The sequence below is a fragment of the Compostibacter hankyongensis genome (assembly GCF_039541075.1).
GTDB classification, from domain to species: Bacteria; Bacteroidota; Bacteroidia; order Chitinophagales; family Chitinophagaceae; genus Compostibacter; species Compostibacter hankyongensis.
Genome location: NZ_BAABFN010000001.1, coordinates 693,277 through 711,503, shown reverse-complemented (window position 1 = coordinate 711,503; position 18,227 = coordinate 693,277). Strand labels below are relative to the sequence as shown.

Below are 18,227 nucleotides of genomic sequence, written 5' to 3'. Positions count from 1 at the left end.
GGAAAAATGCACAGTACCTGCTGATTCTTTTCAAAAGAATCAAAACTGTTCTACCTTTGCGTCGCATTCCAAAGCGAATAAGCCCATAAACACCATGCAAGTACATAATTTCAATGCCGGCCCTTCCATTCTTCCCAATGAAGTGCTGTACCAGGCCAGCAAAGGGATCCTGGATTTCGAAGGATCGGGCATGTCCATCCTCGAAGTGTCGCACCGCGGAAAGGAATTCACCCCGGTGATGGAAGAGGCCCGCGCCCTGGTACGCGAGCTCATGCAGCTGGACGACGACTTCGAGGTGCTGTTTCTCCACGGAGGCGCCAGCACCCAGTTCATGCAGGTGCCCTTCAATCTGCTGAACAGCGGGGAAACGGCCGCCTATACCGATACGGGCGTGTGGGCCGCCAAAGCCATCAAGGAAGCGCGGCTCTTCGGGGAAGTGGACGTTGTTTGCAGCGGCAAGGACGATCAGTACCATCATATCCCGAAAAACTTTTCCGTGCCGCCGCAGGCCCGTTATCTTCATATTACCACCAACAATACCATATACGGTACCCAGTGGGCCAGTATGCCGGATCCCGGCATACCGCTGGTGGCCGACATGAGCAGCGATATCCTGAGCCGGCAGCTCGATTTTAACCGCTTCAGCCTTATCTATGCCGGTGCCCAGAAAAATACCGGAACAGCCGGTGTGGCGCTGGTGATGGTGCGGAAGAGCTTTCTTGGCGAGGCCAGGCGCTCCATTCCCACCATCCTGGATTACCGTGTACACATCCAGAACGGTTCGGTATTCAACACCCCGCCCGTATTTGCCATATATATTGCGATGCTCACCCTGCGCTGGCTGAAAGCACAGGGCGGCGCTGCCGCACTGGAAAAAATAAACGAGCGGAAAGCAAAGCTGCTGTACGACGAGATCGACAACAACCCCCTGTTTCATTGCCCCGTAGCCGTAGAAGACCGGAGCCGGATGAATGTTTGCTTTGTGGCCACGCGGCCGGAGCTGGAAACGCCTTTCCTGGATTTTTGTAAAAAAGAAAATATCGTGGGCATAAAAGGCCACCGGAGCTCGGGAGGCTTCAGGGCATCGTTGTACAATGCGATGCCGGAAGAAAGTGTGCAGGTGCTGGTAGAAGCCATGCGCGAGTTTGCCCGGCAGCACGGCGAAGGCTGAGCCCTGCCGCCGCCGCTCAGGAGCAGCCATTCCCTTATGCCTTTTTAAGAACAAACCTAACCGACGCTTATGGCTATTATCCGCCCCTTCAACGCATTACGCCCGGTAAAAAACCTGGCGGCACAGGTCGCTTCCCGGCCTTACGATGTGCTCAACAGCGCAGAGGCCCGCGCAGAAGCCGCAGATAACCCTTACTCGTTTTATCATATCTCCAAGTCGGAGATCGACCTGCCCGAAGGTTCCGATATCCACGGTTCCGACGTTTATGAAAAAGCCGCCGATAACCTGCGGAAATTCATCGCCGCAGGCACTCTCATCCGGGAGGGAAAGCCCTGTTATTACATCTATAAGCTGGTGATGCCGCTGGGAGAAGCCGGAGAGGAGCATATCCAGACAGGACTCGTAGCGGTGTCGGCTATCAGCGATTATCACAACGGTATTATCAAAAAGCACGAGTTCACCCGTCCTGAGAAAGAGCAGGACCGCATCAACCATATCCGAAGCACCGGCGCGCAGACCGGGAACGTCTTTCTGGCCTATAATGATGTGTATGAGCTCAGCACCCTTACCGAGCAGTGGAAGGCCGCGCATGCGCCCGAATACGATTTCACGGCAGAAGACGGGATCCGGCATACCCTGTGGGTGGTGGACGATACGGAAACCATAGACCATATCACCCGGCTGTTTACCGAAAAGGTACCCTTTACCTATATTGCCGACGGGCATCACCGTGCGGCTTCCGCGGCAAAGGTGCAGGAACAGGACCCCGACCCCGGGGATGAGGCAGCGCAATATTTCCTGACCACCCTGTTTCCTGCAGGCGATCTTACCATACTGGACTACAATCGCCTGGTAAAAGACCTGAACGGTCTTACTCCGCAGGAATTCCTGTCCGGTCTGGAATACAGCTTCGGCGTCACCGATACAGGGCACACCCCGGTGAAGCCGGCCATGCTGCACGAATTCGGGATGTACCTCTCCGGCCGCTGGTACCGCCTGCTGGCTCATGAAGGCACCTATGAAACCGATCCTGTCGGCATCCTCGACGTATCCATCCTGCAAAAAAATGTGCTGGACAAGCTGCTGGGCATCAAAGACCCGCGCACGGATACCCGTATCGATTTCGTCGGGGGCATCCGGGGACTCGGGGAGCTGGTAAAAAGGGTGAACAGCGGTGAAATGCAGGTAGCTTTTGCCCTGCATCCGGTCACCATCCGGCAGCTGTTCGACATCGCCGACAGCGGTCAGGTGATGCCTCCGAAATCTACCTGGTTCGAGCCCAAGCTCCGCGACGGGCTTCTGACCCACCTCATACGGCCGGCATAAAAAACCCGCCAGGGTCACCCCTCTGGCCGGCGTCGTATTCCGACGAAGCACCCGACGGGCCGGCATTCAGCATACGGACAATAACAGACGCGTATATACGACAGCCCCGTTTTGCCTTAGGGCAAAACGGGGCTGTTGATGATAAGAAAGCGGTTATCGCCGGCTTCGCAGCATAGCGCTGCGGCTACTGATTGGTTTCTTCGTGATAGCGCTCTTTCAGCTTGCCGGTCGGCAGGAATATCTGGAAGCCCAGATTGATGGCCAGCCGGTTTACCGTAGTAGCATTTCCAAACCCGATCACCACGTTGTAATCCAGCGCAGCGTCCAGGGCTACGTTAGGCGTAATGAAATAGGAAACACCGGGGCCTACCTTTATGCCCAGGCCGTTGGTGCTGCCCCCGCCCTTGCTGTGGTTTTCCCCCTGGAAACCGACAAAGCCGTCCAGGAAGAAGGCCGCATGCTTGGAGAAATCCAGCTCCTCCGGGGTGGCAAAATAATACCTCGCCCAGGGACCGATGCCATAGGTAAAAGTAGTCGGAGCTCCTTTCGGCGCCTCCAGACCCAGGTTCAGCATGCCGCCCAAAGCCAGGTTGTCATGGATGAAATAGGCGATGCTCGGCGTAATGCTGAAATCAAATTCGTTGCTGTTATTTTGGAAAACACCGCCGATATTAGCCAGCTGCGAGCCGATCATCAAATTACCCTTCTGGGTTTGTGCATGAGTCACGCCGGCCATACCCAGGATGCCGGCACAGATAAGAACAGTAAGGAGCTTTTTCATAAAATATGGTTTTGCTCACAAAGTTAAGGGATTAAACGTAAATAAATATCAAGATATGGGTAAAATAAAGCATCCGGCATCATCCTTGCTGCAGGGGAAGCACTTATTTTTTACTACATTTACAGCTAAATCCAACGAGGGTTATGCGTTTTTACCGCTGGGAAAAAGCCGGCTGCACGGTTTTGTTCACGATGATGATCAGCCTGTCCCTGTCTGCCCAGACAGGAACTTATACCGGGGGAAGCAACGGTGCGGACGAACTGTTTGCCACCGCCCGGAAATTCATCAGCAACGGGGATTATTCCAATGCCATACTGGTGCTGAACAGGGCCATCGAGCAGGACCCGCAGAACCTGGAGTATCGCAAACAGCTGGCCTTTACCTATTTCCTGCGGCGGGACCTGGGCCGTGCCGATCAGCTGATCCGCGAGCTGCTCGGCCGCGACGACGCCGATGTGCAGACCTATCAGATCGCCGGAAATATCTATCAGGCGCAACGCGACAGCAAAAAAGCCGAACGTAATTACAAACGGGGATTACGGAAATTTCCCAACAGCGGGGAGCTGAATAACGAGCTGGGACTGCTTTACTTCAATGAGCAGAACTATACCGATGCGCTGCGCTGCTGGACCAAAGGCATCCGGGTAGCCCCCAGTTACCCGGGCAACTATTACAATGCCGCCCGCACCTATTATTACAGCAAAGACAAGTTCTGGGCCATCATCTACGGAGAGATCTTTATCAACCTGGAACGGATGTCCACCCGGACGGCTGAAATGCGGGGCATCCTCCTGGAATCCTATAAATACCTGTTCAACAATCCCGATGCGCTGAGCGTGGAGCTGCCGCCGCTGCAAAACGCCTCCGGCGACGCTGCTGCCGGCCAGCAACCATCCGGCGAAGCCCTCAGCTTCCGGAAAGCCATCCTGAACACGCTGGCCAAGTCGGCTACGGTGATCACCCGCGGCATTACTCCGGAAACGCTGATCATGCTGAGAACCCGGTTTATCCTCGACTGGACCCGCTTCTACAGCCTTTATTATCCTTATGCCCTGTTTGATTTCCAGCGCCAGCTGCTGAAAGACGGGCTTTTTGAAGCCTATAACCAATGGATATTCGGTCCCGCCGCCAACCAGGCAGCTTACAGAACCTGGACCGGCCTGCACAAGGCCGAATACGACAGGCTGATGAAATACCTGCAGGAGAATTCCCTGCAACCCCGGGCCGGTGAGTTTTACCAGAATGAAAAAATCGATTACGAGGCCGACAACAATACCTGACGGTCGCAAAATGATCGCACCGGAACGATTTTTCGTGACTTTTTTAACCGCAAAACAATTAACTTTGCGGCAGTATAAACAAATGCAACATGGAAGAAACGGCTTATAAACATCCCTCAAAGGGCGTTTTTTTTATTCACCTGGCCATTTATCTCATTGCCATGGCCATTCTCTGGACGCATTACTACGTGTCCAACAAAGCCCTGCATGGGGGGGCCTATCCCTGGGAAGCCTGGTTTACCGGCAGCTGGTTCATCTTTGTGCTGGGCCATTTCTGCAATACTTTTTTTGACAGCAACCGGAATAATTCCGACAAAGGATATGTAAAATACCTGCAGGAAAGGGAAGGCTGATCTCCCGTTCTGCCGAAAACTTAAACTGCTGAAATCTTTTGGACCGAAGTCCCGCCATGGCGGGACTTTTATTATTTTTAGCCCTTATTGTTTCCGGAAAACAATCCTGCACGTATGCACACCACCCCCAGCCGGCTGTTCGACCTTGCGGAAGCGCAAAACCGCCGCTTTCCCCAGACCGTTATGCTGGGAAGTACCTGTGCGGGAAAGCAGACCGGGTATGCCTCCGGCGAGGTGATCCTCATCAGCCGGGAGCTGGCGGCCGGCTTGCTGAAGAGCGGCATCAGCGGGCGGAGGCTGACGCCCGAATCGCAGGATAAGGTGGCCGTGCTTTCCTGGAACTGTCCCGAATGGGTTCTGCTCGACCTGGCCTGCCAGCAGATCGGGGCCATACTGGTGCCCGTGTACCCTAACATCAGCGAGGCAGAGCTCGAGCTGGTGCTGCGCGATGCCGGGGTAAAAATGGCCTTTGCCGGCAATGCGGACTTGTATGAAAAAATCAAAAACCTCCAACCCCGCCTGCCTGCCCTGGAACAGCTCTTCACCCTTTCCGCCGTACCGGGCGCAGCGGCCTGGGATACCCTGCTTTCCGGGATCACGGAGGCAGACCACCGCCGGGTCGGGGAAATCCGTGACAGCATCCGTCCGGACCACCTGGCCACCATTATCTATACCTCCGGCACTACAGGGGAGCCCAAGGGCGTGATGCTGACCCACGGCAATATCGTCAGCAACGTGCTGACCTGTATTCATTACCTTCCTTGCGGTCCCGGCTCCCGTGCGCTCAGCTTTCTGCCGCTGAACCATGTTTTTGAGCGGATGATCACCTACCTGTATATTTACGGCGGCGTATCCGTTTATTATGCCGCGGGAACGGAAAACCTGGCGGAAGACCTTCGCACGGTACGCCCCCACATCTTCACTACGGTACCCCGGCTGCTGGAAAAGGTATACGAAAAGATACTGGCCAAAGGAGAGACCCTGAAGGGCTTGAAAAGAATCCTCTTTTTCCGCGCGCTGGCGATCGGGAAACGCTATGCGCTGCAGCCTCCGCCGGGACTCTCTTACCGCATTCAGCTTTACCTCGCGCGACGGCTGGTCTTCAGCAAATGGAAGGCGGCCCTCGGCGGGACAGTAGAGGTGATCGTTTCCGGCTCGGCCGCCTGTCAGCTCCGGCTGCTGAAGCTCTTCACCGCCGCAGGCATCACGGTGCTGGAAGGCTACGGGCTTACCGAAACGGCTCCTGTTATCAGCGTCAACCGGGCAGAACCCGAAGCGCGTAGATTCGGCACTGTTGGCCCCGTCATCGACGGCGTGGAGGTAAGGATTGCGGAAGACGGGGAAATCTGCTGTAAAGGACCGGGCGTAACGCCGGGGTATTACCGCCGGCCCGATCTCACCGCCGAGGCTATCCGCGACGGATGGCTGTATACCGGCGACGTAGGCAGTTTTACGGAGGGACGTTTCCTGCAGCTTACCGACCGGAAGAAGGCCCTTTTCAAAACCTCCGGCGGCAAATATGTGGCCCCTCAGCCGGTGGAAAACAAGATGATGGAATCGCCCTTTATCGAGCAGATCATGGTAGTGGGAGCCGACCGCAAGTTCACCGCCGCACTGGTGGTGCCGGCCTTCACCCTGCTGGAGGCCTGGTACCGGCAGCAGCGCGACGGCGTCCCGGACGAAGACGGCGGCGATCTCCCCAATGGACACGACGGAGCGGCATATTCCTCAAAGCCGGCGACGGGCGACCATACCGGAGCAGCGCCTTCAGCGGTGGCCGCCACCGCTACGCCCGGGGATATGGCCGCGGCCCTTGAAGACCTGGTACAGCAGCCCGAAGTGCTCCGTCTTTACGAGGAGATCATCGCCCGGTACAACCCGCAGTTCGGGCCGGTAGAGCAGATCAAGAAATTCACCCTGCTTCCACGGCCCTGGTCGGTGGAAAGCGGGGAGCTGACCCCGACCCTGAAGCCAAAGCGGAAGATCATACAGGAGAAGTTTGCCGCTGAGATCGAGGAGATGTATCATTCCGCCAATGTTGCCCGGACAGCCTTTCCAGGCCGTTAACGCTGGCAGGATCGCAGTCACCCGGTAATAGCCCGGATCAACGCAATCTTCCGGCAATAAAAAATGTTTTGTGACCGTCGGCCGGTCTCCGCTTCTTTTCCCCGCAGGAAATAGTATTTTTGCAGCCCGGCGCCGCCTTGCGGCGCTCCCGGCCCCGTAGTTCAATGGATAGAATAGAAGTTTCCTAAACTTTAGATCCAAGTTCGATTCTTGGCGGGGCTACCGAAGTTGCAAAAGAGGCAAAATCCAGCCCTAATTCTGGAATGCCTCTTTTGTTTTTGCGCTAAATAAGCAATATACAAAAACAGGATGTTGATGCGGGAAGTGATGCGACCCATGATCCCTGGATTACATAAGCGATAAGCCGCATGTGATGGATCATCAAAGGGATGAACAAGGGCCGATTGTCGCTTATCTTTATATAATGAATGGAATTATTCGCGTGGTTCGTTTCATGTTTTTCCAGATGATATTTTCAACATACTTGTTATAATAGCTTGAAAACTGTTATCAATTCATTTCCTGACGGCACTTGGCAACAGGCTAAACGGCAGGTTGCCCCTTTTTGTTACCTTTGTGTTCAGCTAAAAGTTTTGGAATTTTATATGCCTTGACCATTGTCAGTAAGACTAAACGCCGACATTACTTTTATCAGACAAGACAAACATAAAACAGAAATATAGAATGACCGAACTACCGAATGAGATTTGAAACTTATATACCAACAGAGCAGCTAAAGCCATTCGTTAAAGCTTACGCTGTTATTGAAAGCCAGGGTGAAATAACGAATAGGGTTTTGCCAGGCACTTCATTCGCTTTGGCATTCCGTATCCGGGGACAAATTTCATATCTTAATGACAATAACAAAACCGTCTTACCAACTGTAGCTTTTTCAGGACTAAAAAAATCCGTCAGACTTATCAATTATGCTCCCCACTCGGCAGCCATTATCGTATTATTCAAAGAAACAGGAGCCTCGGTATTTTTTAAACAACCGCTTCACGAACTGTTTGAGCAGAGTATTTCATTAGACAACTTTTTTTCATCGTTGGAAATTTCTCTGGTAGAAGAACGTTTAGCAGAAAGCGAAAGCCTTGCATCAAAGATTACCGTTGTAGAGGAGTTTTTGTTTTCCAAAATTATTCACCATAATCCTGACAAGCTCGTATCGGAAGCTATTGCAAAAATTTATTCGGCAAAAGGCAATATCAGGATAAAAGAATTAGCGAACGACCTATATATCAGTCAGGACGCTTTTGAAAAACGATTCAGAAAGAGAACGGGAGCAACCCCCAAGCAGTTTTCGTACATCGTCAAAATGAATGCTGTTATCCGTCAAAGTAAAATAGATACTCCCCTTCTTGACGTTGCCTTTGAAAACGGATATTACGACCAGCCGCATTTCAATAAAGACTTCAAAATTTTTACAGGACAAGCGCCAACCGATTTCTTCAAATCTGCCTCTTTCTGGTAAATCAATGATTTTTTACAAGTTTCCAAAACTGCAAATCATCAATTTTGCAGTGTGAAGCATTTAAAATCATTCTTATGCGGCACAAAGCAAGAAAAGGGTTTCCCCTTTTTACAATATTGCTTTTGAGCATAGTTGCATTTTCTCAAAAAAAAGAATTAATTAAAACAGAAAAAATGAAAGAATACATCTTATTAATTCGCCTGCCGATTGGTTATGGACCTACACAAGCACAAGCTGTGAGGACACAATGGACAACACTTACCGACCAATGGAAAGCGGACGGAATTTTTGTAACCAGCTTTATTGCTCCAACCGATGGATATGTGGTAACAGGAAAAGATAGAAATGTTGCAAAGAAATCTATAGTTTCCAACAACACCAAAGTTATCAGCAATATTATCGTCAAAGCAACAGATATTGAACAAGCAACAAAACTGGCACAACAATGTCCAATTCTTAATCAAGGTGGCACGGTAGAAGTCAGAGAAACGCAACCACGACCCGAAACTACCAATAAAGAAATAATCCGCAATCTTTATGAGAATATTTTAAACAACAGGAAAATTGAACTTCTTAACGATGTAATTTCGCCTGATTATGTAGGCATTGGAGGCGTTAAAGGTGTTGCAGGATTTTCAAGTACGGTATTGTCCGTTATTGCCGGGTTTCCCGATATAGAGTGGACGATTGAAGATATGGTTTCCGAAGGCGACAAAATTATAGTACGGTGGCATTGGAATGGAACAAATACTGCTCCATTCAGGGGTATTCCTGCAAGCAATAAAAAGGTAACAGACAATGCAATTGTCATATATCAGCTAAAAGACGGAAAAGTTACCAATGCCTGGCTACAAGGCGACAGATTAGGTGTATTGACACAAATCAGTTTAATCCCGGAAGGCTTAATCCCAGGCTCCCAACTAAAAAAGGAATGACAGACGCCCCTTCTGGAAATTTCGCAACCATTACCAATCCTGATGGAAATACCTGGAGTTTACATATAATAATTCGATACCCACCAATAATTTATTCTGCGATTTAGCCGAATAGGAAGTCCAATAAGCAGACAAACCAAAATGGTGAACCCCGAAATGAAAATTGCGATTACCGGCTGAAAAATAAACAGGCCGAACAAACCGTCAATACCAAGGTCGTTGTCAAGCAGCGCAAAAATCATATAAATACAAAACGTCGCTATGAAAGCCAAAGCGATTTGAAGTCCTAAAGTCAGTATAATTAATAGCCTGGGCATGGGTATTGTGCTAACTATAGCTACGATCGACAATTCAAGAGGCTTCGTAAAAGGATCGCGTCAACCAACTAAAAAAGCATCTTCCATCCGCTGTATCTCATTTCTCGCAATACCCATACCCTCCGCGATCTTCCGCCAATGCTTTACGGCTTTGTCGATCTTATCTATGATAACCTCCCGTTTTTTTTCTCTGATCCGGAATTTCTCAGCCACGTCCCGGGCCAGATCGGGATCGAGGGCGTTGCTGTGCTCCGAAATGTTCAGACTCAGGCCGGCGGATAACGGAACGGGATTGATATCAAAAGCCGGCGACAATTTCCACCCTTTTGATGTTAGCAGAAAGCCGTGATTACGCAGGTGATCATCACTGTTGCTGACATAAATATTAAATACGATCCGCCGCCACAATTCTTCCAGGTCTGCATCCGGCCCGGCTCCATTTCGCATGATAAACTCGGCAAGGTGCAGGTAAGAGGCACCGGACATTGCATCTGCTCCGTCATTATAACCCAGCAATGTCATTGCGGAAGCAAAATGAATTCTGTCTTCCCCGCGGCGATCAAATCGCTTGGTAAGGAAAGTATGATGGTTTTGGGTGAACCGGCGGGCATATCCTTCTGCGATATTCAGCCCCGATCGAACCGCCAGTTCGTTTATTATCATTTCCCATGCTCCCATATCGTGGCTGTCGTTTTTGCTTGGAAATTTAGCTATCCAGAGCTCACCTGCAGGGTCTGCAACACTGGCTTTGGGCCTGGCGCCGCCCAGCGAAGAACCCGGCGACATCAGCAAATTCAACCATTGGGAAAACTGCGGACTGTCTGGCGCATCTTCGTTTTCCAGTTGTAGACTGGCCTCCTCCAAAGTCCGCAAACTCGTCATCGGCGGAGCGGCCGCCCTATCATTGTCGTCAAGAAAAGGGCCACCCTCTGCCAATCTGAACCTCAGTCCTCCCATCCTATAGCGGTCAAATACGCCCAGCAGATAATCGCTTTCCATCAGCGCCCGTGGCTTCCGGGCTTCCTGTCTTGCTGTCAACGCTTCCCGGCGCTCCATCAACACCCTGCCCCAACGATCCGGTGAGGAATCCAGGAACAGTCCGAAATTCGGTTTGTCGTCCCGGCTGTACTGCGGACCCCCATATAATCCAAGATCAGGATCCAATACTAACAACGCCGGCCCTTTATCCAACCATCCTTTACCATAAGAAAAAGAAAAAATCTCTTTGCCCCGAACCTGTTCCGTCTTCAGCATGCCCATAAACATCAAGCTGCCTAAGTCAAGCCAGTCCGCATAAACCCAGATCTGCTTGTTATGTCCCGCCTGCTTTGCCATAGCTTATTTTCTTCCCTCCGAAAGCAACCCTGCATCCTGCAGCTTATGACCCAGCGGGTCATCCGCCGCCACCCGTAACAGGTCCTTTTCCAGGCCAAGCACAAAGAGCACCTGCAGGTAGGCGCTCATGGCTACCCCCGGAGTCCCCTTTTCAATCAACCCCAAGGTAGAACGCGCGATGTCCGCCCGCTCCGCTACCTGTTGCAGGGATAGCCGGCGTCGACGGCGGGCCAGCCGGATATTCTCGCCGAAGGTGCTGAGGATTTTCTCTGCAGAGGGTAATAATATGGTTTTTTTGCTCCTCAATGTCTGATATTTCATACAAAATTAGGGAAAATGAATGAAATATCGGACAAATATTAATAAAGGCCATATCAAGGTGACGAGGATAGACATGGATGATATGCGGGACGTATTACAGCAAAGGGCTGCTCACAGTAATTAGCATAGGCCTCCTATGATTAGAACGGGACGATATTGCAGCAGGCGTCGGAATGGGGGCCGGCTTAACCTTCATACCGGTGAAATGCTGTGATGGTCAGATAATAGCCGTCCGGATCCCGGAGTGAAAATTCCCTTTTTGTGGAATTCGGATTTAGATGGATCTCTTCTTCAACCGGCCAGCCCAGCTTTTCGGCATTCTGCCGTATGGCTTCCATATTTTCGGTGCGGAAGTAAAGGATCAGCCCGTTTCCGGGCGTGATGCGGGGATCGGCCATGGTCGGATGCTCGTGCGCTCCCCATTGATGAAGGCAGATTAAAATCTCATCGTTTTCAGCAACCAGTATATCAAATTCCTTTCCGCCGTGCATGCTTCTGCAATTCAGTAAGGATTGATACCACTTGGAACTGGCTTCGACATCTTTTACTGCTATTATTGGATCTATTTCTGCCATGACATATCTTTCAAGCTTCTTAGATATTTTGCTCCATGTAATCAGTCCACGTAGGTTTCTTTGATAATTAATTTGACTTCATTTATTTCTTTATCACTCAGATTATCCAATACCTTGTGGATTCTGCGTCTATCAATAGTTCTAATCTGGTCCAGGACAATCCATCCAATTTGCTTATGATGATATGTCTTTACCCGGGTAGGATAGGATTTCGAACTACTCGTCATTGGCGCAATAACGATCGTCTGCAAAAAAGCATTCATTTCATTTGGAGAAAGGATAACGCAAGGCCGGGTCTTCCTTATTTCAGCACCTACAGTAGGGTCAAGGTTTACCAAAACAATCTGATATTGTCTTAGCTCCATTCTTCGAGATTTTCATCCTCAAGGATATCATCAACCAGCAACGCATCCTCTCCATTTTCATGCATTCTTTTAAATGCTTTTCCCCATCCTTCCCGCGGAGCTCTTTTTGATTTTAGAATAATATAGCCCTTCTCAAGCACAAGCTCAACTTTATCTGTAATGTTATATCTTTCTAATAAGGCTTTTGTCAGCCTTATGCCCTTTGAATTCCCAATGGGAATGACTGAAAGTTCCATTTCAAAACTTCTTTTGTAATCACAAAGTAATTACATTTTTTGGTATTTGCCAAATAATATCGCAGACGTTCGCCGAATCTTTCAACACCAAACAGTCACCATTTTAAATAATAGCTGACCGTCCCGTAAGGCAATAGGGTCCGGTCGCCCTTCACTTCGGAACCGGGCTTTTCATCAGCCAGGCAGGAATAGATCTCGCGGGGCTCACCCCCCGGCCAGCTCAGCAACGCCTTCTCAGGCTTGTCCGAAACGGAACGCAACCGCAGGATCATGCCCTTGCCGTCGTCGCTTTGCTTTAGCACCGAAATAAACACGCGGGGATTGCCGATCTTCACCCGGGGACCGGCCGCGGGCTTCTCCCCAACCGGAACGGCGAGCAAAGGACGGTTCTGCTCCAGGCCGAAGCGATTGGCTGCAACGGGATCATAAGCGCCGTGCGGCAATATGCCGTAATGAAAATGCATGACGCCACCCTGCTCCAGGGGAAAATTAGTACCCCAGTGGTTGTTGAGCACCCAGGAAAACAGCGGCTGGGTGGCGGTGAGGGTCTTATACCAGTTGCGGTGTCCGTAAGCGCCGCCCAGGAGATGGCTGGCAGTCATGCCACCCAGCTCAATCAGGGGAGCTTCGATGGACGTCCACGTAACGCCGGCGTTCTTGTTGGAAATATCTACCCAGCGCTGAAAGGTGAGCCAGTTGCGATTGCCCCCGGGCAACTGATCGTATTCGGGGATCATGACGCCCCAGGGTATATCCAGACGCGTCGTGCCGCCGGGCACATTGAAGGCAAAGCCAAAATTGATATCCTCTTTTACGCGGGTGCTTATCTTGTCCAGGGAATTGTCGATGTCCACCCAGGGCTGATCCAGCACCAGCTTTACCTCCCTGCGCAGCCAGTTGCAGCCTTCGGCTTCCGACTCCACTACTACGGAGGCCACCAGGGGGCCATTTTCCTTAACCTTCACCGCAACATGGGTCGGAGAATATATCCTGCCCGTGCTGTCCCGGCTCCGGGAATAATAATAGCCGTTTATCCGGTACTCCGATTGCTTGTCTACATATTCCCGGCCGGTTTTCAGGTTCCGTATGCCCGATATATCACCGGTCTGCGGGTCGATCGTTACCGACAGTATGCCGTTGGAAAGCACATTGTTCTTCACCGTGCAGCCTTTGCGCACCGCAGGCTTCCCCTTTTCAACCGTATAGCGCGCCGTGCCCAGCGCCGGCACCTGTTTGGCCAGAAAAACCAGCTCGCCGGTCGAAAGTCTTTGCGAGGGCACGGCTTTACCTTTTTCATCCAATACCCGGTCGCCCCCCGCCGACTGGTCTGCCGAGAGGGTAACCAGGCCGTCCCGGTCCCACGACAGGGTATTCACAACCGCTATTTTATTGCTTCCGGCAACCTCGATGGGCCGGAATGTCTTATCTAAAAGTTGCTCGCCAAGCTTAAATGCATTTTCAAAATAACCGGCTTTGGTCTGCTCGATCTGTTTGGCCAGCGGCGCCTTGGGGTCCTGGTACCCCCAGGTATGCTCGGCGCCCAGCAGACAATCTTTCCAGGCGCTGTCGATCAATCCGCAGGGAGCCGGCTTTTTATCATTCAGCATGGACCATGCGGTCTCCGCCTGTACCAGATTTTCCTTCGCATGCCGGTACAGGCCGATCCGCCGCGCATCCGATCCCAGTCCATCGGTCCAGTATTCGGTATAATCTCCCTTTATCTCCGGGATAATATCCTGATAACGGCGCTCAAAGTCGTCCATAATATGCTGTGCGCCGGCGATGATCAGTTTCGGATAGGCATATTTTTCATTCCATAAGCGAACGGCATCCGGCAGGTCGGCATCGATCAGGGAATTATCGGCGAGTGACCAGGGCATCACGAAGAGGCTGTAGGGCGATCCGGCCGCCTCCAGCTTAGCGGTTTCTTCAAAGATCAGCGGATCGATAAAATTGACCAGCGGACTGTCTGTCCGGATGCGGTCCAACGTGGAGTCATTCCCCTGGATCTTATAAAGACCGATTTTTGATCCCTTTATATTATAACCGAATCCGTAAGGCAACGCCTGCAGGAAAAATATCTTTGATTTTCCGTCGGGGGCTACCCAGTAAAAAGGCTGATGCTCCCACGGCCGTCTGATGGTACCGATGTTGGGGAAACAAAGAAAACCCCGTATTCCATTCTGATATGCAGCCTGCGTTATTCCCCAGGATGCGCCGGCTACGTCCATCTGCACCATCGTTTTTATCGGCACCCCCGTAACGGCCTGGATCTTATTGGACTCATGAAACAACCTGAGCAGCTCCTCATCCGAGCATGCGCTCGTATTCAGGTTGGCATAATCGCCGTCCAGGCATATCCAGCCCTTCTTTACGGCTTCGATGAACCGCTTCCGTTTTTCAGGGGAAGCGCTTTTCAGATACTGCTCCGTTACCCAGCTGGCTTCTGGGTTCCAGACGAATCTTGATCCTTCAGGATAGTGTTGCGTCTTTTGCGCAAGCCCGATAGCCACATCGATATTCCGCATATGCAGCTTCCGGACAAACTCCTGCGTATTCGTATAGCCTATATCCACATGCGAATGCGGGTAGATGTAAACGGTCCACTGACGCTGCGGCGGAACGATTACCGACCTGTACAGGGCCGTCCGGGGCGCAATAACAGCAATGCGTACCTGACAGGGCTTGTCCACTCCTGCGCCTGCGGGTAACAGCACCTCAACCTCCCCAGCTCCTTCCGGCTCGTTGACCGACGTTTCCTCTGTAACGGAATCGCAGGACACGCGGATAGTGGCGGGGCCGTATAGCTTCGACCCCTTAAAGACAAGCGTAACCGCCCGGCCGGCCTTACCGTCGTGGCGGTATTTATAATAAGGCCGGACTTTACATTCAAAAAATGAAGGAGACGGCTGATTTACCGGGAAAGCCGATACGCTGCCGGTCAAAACAACCATCATTGATAAAATAAATACTATCCTGTCGATCATTCAGCTGCATTTTAAGGTACGGCTATCATGCGGGCCTCATTATAATTGTATTGTTTCAGCCCGTAGTTGATTCTCGCGCCAATTCTGAAATACCAGTCTCTTTTTGACGGCAAAGCACCGCCAATGGTCTTCAGCGTAATGGTTTGTCCGAGGATGCTATCGCCTGCCGTACCGCTATATACCACGTGGGCGGAGTAACGGTTATCATAATTGTTGTTGCCGCAGTACTGGGTAGGGCTTACAAAAAGCCACAGATCGGTTATCTCCTGCTGAAAACCCGGATTTTTGGTCCCCCGGGTGATCTTTACCCGGGCGCTGACGGTGCTGTCAGCATTCAGGACGGGATCACCGACCCACTCCACCTCGAGAAAAGGCTCCACCTCAAAATCTACGTTTGTAACGCCGCCTTTTACCTCAACGGTCTTGCTTTTGTCGTCATCTCCCTGTACCATCGGCACAAACGCACCCTCTGCCGACATCTTGTAGGTAGCCGCAAACACCCTTTTGTTGCTATAGGTGCCGTCCTCTTTACAGGCAAGGTAGAGGGGTGTGGGGTTATCGCTCCAGCTGATCTCCAGCAGCTTGATCCGGGTGCCGTTACCGTTATCGCCGGACACTTCGCTTTGCACATTCTTCCCGGTGTTGGCGTCGAGGATATTGCCCGTCAACGTCTCTGTAGGACCGTCATAGTTATCCAATTTTTTACAGGAACCTGCTGCTAAGACAGCCAGGATCAGGGACATATAATATAATCTCCGTTTCATATTCAGTAAGTATTAATAACCTGGATTTTGAACTAAGTTTGCACTCTTGGCAATGGCTGCGTCAGGAATTTTTGCATAATACCATCTCGGATCAAAAGTGTAGCGTGTATTCCTTTCATCAAATCTCGGGTCGAAGAAATACTGACCGGCCTCCGAGGAATAGAAAGGCATCAGCACGCGGTAAATGGTTCCGTTCTGTTCCTTGTCACTGATCCTCCATCTTTTCATATCCCACCAGGTCTTGTTTTCAAAGGCAAGCTCTTTTCTGCGCTCCGTCCAGATATCGTCAATGCCGCTGAGCGCGGTAAGCTCGCTGGCCCCGGCCCGCTTCCTGATCCGGTTGATAATGCTTAAGGCATCCGCCATATAAGGGCCCGACTGTCCTGCGCTGGCCAGCTCATAAGCCGCTTCCGCACGGTTTAGCAACACCTCGGCATAACGCATTTCGATCCAGCTCTGCTCGGAATGATTGTTCTGCATTTCCGAAGCCGGCTTGTTGGGGACCAGATACTTTCTGACCAGGAAACCGGAAATGCAACCGGCCGTGCCGTTATAGTTGGTAAACACCCCGCTGAGACCGGCCGGGTTCATCTTTGTTCCGTCCGGTAAGGTATAGGGCGTCTGCACATCGGAAGCGGACGACAGAAGATCAGCTGTCGGATAAGCATTGGTGGATCCGAAAGGGATAAGCTTGCCGATCCCGCCGGCGGCGCTGCCGGTATAGATCCCGCGGCGGACCTCTATGTTCTGTCCGCTGAATGCGTCCCCCGGGAAAATAACGGTTGCGCGTAAACGCGGTTCGGCATTGGCAAACAAATCCATGGTATTGTTGTACAGGATATATTTACCGTCTGCCCCTACCGTCATGAGGGTACCGTCGGGATTTTTGGGAAGTCCTTCGAACATCTCGACAAAATCGAGCGTAGGACAGGTTTCCGAAGAAACGTTCGGGGATATCTGCCGGGGTACATTGTTGACGTCGTACCAGTGGGCCGCATCGGGATATTTGTATCGCCGTATAAAGATATTCTCCGGGCTCGATGCATCGGTAAAGAGGTTGACAAAGTTGGTATACTGCGCGTCTTTGTCGCCTTCCGCCCAGCTTTTCATGTAAAGGCTGTACTTACCGTCAAGCAGTCCGGCAGCATCATAGCTGGCCTTGAAGTAGCTTACTGCCTTTTCTGCCGGTATGCCGCAAAGACGCGCTGAGCCGGATACCAGACTGACGGAATTGTATTTGGCGATGGAGCCGGCGAAAAGCATAGCCCTCGACTTGAAGGCCGCCGCTGCATAGCGGTTGGCCCGGCCGGCCTGGTTGGTCTCGGGTAAATTGGCATAGGCGCTGTCGAGGTCCCTGGCAATAAAATCATATACGACTTCTTCGGAAGCGCGGGGGATCTTAAGCTCTTCGATATTCTGGGTAATATCGGTAATGCTTTCCCCGGGCCGGGTCAGCACACTGTCTACCAGCGGCACGCCGCCAAAGCGTTTTACCAGGGCGAAATAGGTCATCCCGCGGACAAAGCGGGCCTCGGCAGACCAGTTCTTCACCTGCGCATCGCTGAAATTACCGGCGTAGGAAGGCAGCGTCTCCATAAAGTAATTGCATTCCCGGATCAGCCGGTAGGCATTTCCCCAGAACGCATCGATATTTTCCGTAGCGCTTTGCGGGTCCCGGCTTATGGCCTCTCCGGTCACCGAAGCCGGCGAACCATAGTAATAGGCGTTAAAGCCGTTGTTCGGCGACCATTTGAAATCTTCGATCGGCAGCTCGCTGTATATCCGCGCCATATAGGAGTCGATACCGCTGATATCGGAGAAAATGTCATCATCTCCCACGACATTCATCGGCGGTATGTCCAGGTTCTTCTTGCAGGCCGAGACAAGACCCCAAAAAGCAATCAGTAATAAATATATCTTCGGTTTCATGACTTTGGGTT

The 18,227-nt window shown here is 51.5% G+C and carries 16 protein-coding genes and 1 tRNA gene; 8 read left to right on the top strand and 9 right to left on the bottom strand.

Features of this window, described 5'->3' with window-relative positions; all coding sequences use genetic code 11:
- The first annotated feature begins 94 nt into the window (after positions 1-94).
- Positions 95-1,171 (top strand): 3-phosphoserine/phosphohydroxythreonine transaminase, encoded by a 1,077-nt coding sequence (serC, locus tag ABD851_RS02940; RefSeq protein ID WP_344975078.1) that lies wholly within the window; start codon positions 95-97, stop codon positions 1,169-1,171.
- A gap of 69 nt (positions 1,172-1,240) precedes the next feature.
- Positions 1,241-2,497 carry a DUF1015 domain-containing protein gene (locus tag ABD851_RS02935; RefSeq protein WP_344975075.1) on the top strand — a complete coding sequence of 419 codons (1,257 nt, stop codon included), beginning with the start codon at positions 1,241-1,243 and terminating at the stop codon, positions 2,495-2,497.
- Between the two features lie 184 nt (positions 2,498-2,681).
- On the opposite strand, the gene ABD851_RS02930 is transcribed toward ABD851_RS02935, so the two are convergent.
- A complete protein-coding gene (locus ABD851_RS02930) occupies positions 2,682-3,278 on the bottom strand; it encodes an opacity family porin (RefSeq protein ID WP_344975072.1) in 597 nt (198 codons plus the stop codon).
- A gap of 143 nt (positions 3,279-3,421) precedes the next feature.
- On the opposite strand from ABD851_RS02930, the gene ABD851_RS02925 reads away from it, so the two are divergent.
- The 6 genes from ABD851_RS02925 to ABD851_RS02900 all read left to right on the top strand — a co-directional run bounded on the left by ABD851_RS02925 (position 3,422) and on the right by ABD851_RS02900 (position 9,387).
- Entirely contained in the window at positions 3,422-4,558 is a 1,137-nt protein-coding gene (locus ABD851_RS02925) for a tetratricopeptide repeat protein (RefSeq protein ID WP_344975070.1), read from the top strand.
- Positions 4,559-4,647: 89 nt separating this feature from the next.
- A complete protein-coding gene (locus ABD851_RS02920; RefSeq protein WP_344975069.1) occupies positions 4,648-4,911 on the top strand; it encodes a 2TM domain-containing protein in 264 nt (87 codons plus the stop codon).
- Between the two features lie 114 nt (positions 4,912-5,025).
- Positions 5,026-6,978, top strand: coding sequence for an AMP-dependent synthetase/ligase (locus ABD851_RS02915; RefSeq protein ID WP_344975066.1), 1,953 nt, complete (start codon positions 5,026-5,028; stop codon positions 6,976-6,978).
- Positions 6,979-7,128: 150 nt separating this feature from the next.
- Positions 7,129-7,200: transfer RNA gene (locus tag ABD851_RS02910), tRNA-Arg, on the top strand.
- Between the two features lie 478 nt (positions 7,201-7,678).
- Positions 7,679-8,452 (top strand): helix-turn-helix domain-containing protein, encoded by a 774-nt coding sequence (locus ABD851_RS02905; protein ID WP_344975063.1) that lies wholly within the window; start codon positions 7,679-7,681, stop codon positions 8,450-8,452.
- 74 nt (positions 8,453-8,526) lie between these two features.
- Positions 8,527-9,387 (top strand): ester cyclase, encoded by an 861-nt coding sequence (locus ABD851_RS02900; RefSeq protein WP_344975060.1) that lies wholly within the window; start codon positions 8,527-8,529, stop codon positions 9,385-9,387.
- A 377-nt stretch (positions 9,388-9,764) separates the two neighbouring features.
- On the opposite strand, the gene ABD851_RS02895 is transcribed toward ABD851_RS02900, so the two are convergent.
- From ABD851_RS02895 to ABD851_RS02865, 8 genes are all read right to left on the bottom strand, one after another.
- A complete protein-coding gene (locus ABD851_RS02895) occupies positions 9,765-11,039 on the bottom strand; it encodes a type II toxin-antitoxin system HipA family toxin (protein ID WP_344975057.1) in 1,275 nt (424 codons plus the stop codon).
- A 3-nt stretch (positions 11,040-11,042) separates the two neighbouring features.
- On the bottom strand, positions 11,043-11,345 hold the full coding sequence (locus ABD851_RS02890) for a helix-turn-helix domain-containing protein (RefSeq protein WP_344975054.1): 303 nt from the start codon (positions 11,343-11,345) through the stop codon (positions 11,043-11,045).
- 200 nt (positions 11,346-11,545) lie between these two features.
- Positions 11,546-11,935, bottom strand: coding sequence for a VOC family protein (locus ABD851_RS02885; RefSeq protein WP_344975052.1), 390 nt, complete (start codon positions 11,933-11,935; stop codon positions 11,546-11,548).
- A 41-nt stretch (positions 11,936-11,976) separates the two neighbouring features.
- Positions 11,977-12,300 carry a type II toxin-antitoxin system PemK/MazF family toxin gene (locus ABD851_RS17995; RefSeq protein WP_425549943.1) on the bottom strand — a complete coding sequence of 108 codons (324 nt, stop codon included), beginning with the start codon at positions 12,298-12,300 and terminating at the stop codon, positions 11,977-11,979.
- Positions 12,291-12,536 (bottom strand): AbrB/MazE/SpoVT family DNA-binding domain-containing protein, encoded by a 246-nt coding sequence (locus ABD851_RS02880; RefSeq protein WP_344975049.1) that lies wholly within the window; start codon positions 12,534-12,536, stop codon positions 12,291-12,293. Before ABD851_RS02880 ends, ABD851_RS17995 begins: the two co-directional genes overlap by 10 nt.
- A gap of 95 nt (positions 12,537-12,631) precedes the next feature.
- The gene (locus ABD851_RS02875) at positions 12,632-15,490 is read right to left on the bottom strand and encodes a glycoside hydrolase family 38 N-terminal domain-containing protein (protein WP_344975046.1); all 2,859 of its coding nucleotides are present in this window, start codon (positions 15,488-15,490) and stop codon (positions 12,632-12,634) included.
- Between the two features lie 44 nt (positions 15,491-15,534).
- Entirely contained in the window at positions 15,535-16,287 is a 753-nt protein-coding gene (locus ABD851_RS02870) for a DUF3823 domain-containing protein (RefSeq protein ID WP_344975043.1), read from the bottom strand.
- Between the two features lie 12 nt (positions 16,288-16,299).
- Positions 16,300-18,216 carry a RagB/SusD family nutrient uptake outer membrane protein gene (locus ABD851_RS02865; protein WP_344975040.1) on the bottom strand — a complete coding sequence of 639 codons (1,917 nt, stop codon included), beginning with the start codon at positions 18,214-18,216 and terminating at the stop codon, positions 16,300-16,302.
- Between the last annotated feature and the right edge of the window lie 11 nt (positions 18,217-18,227).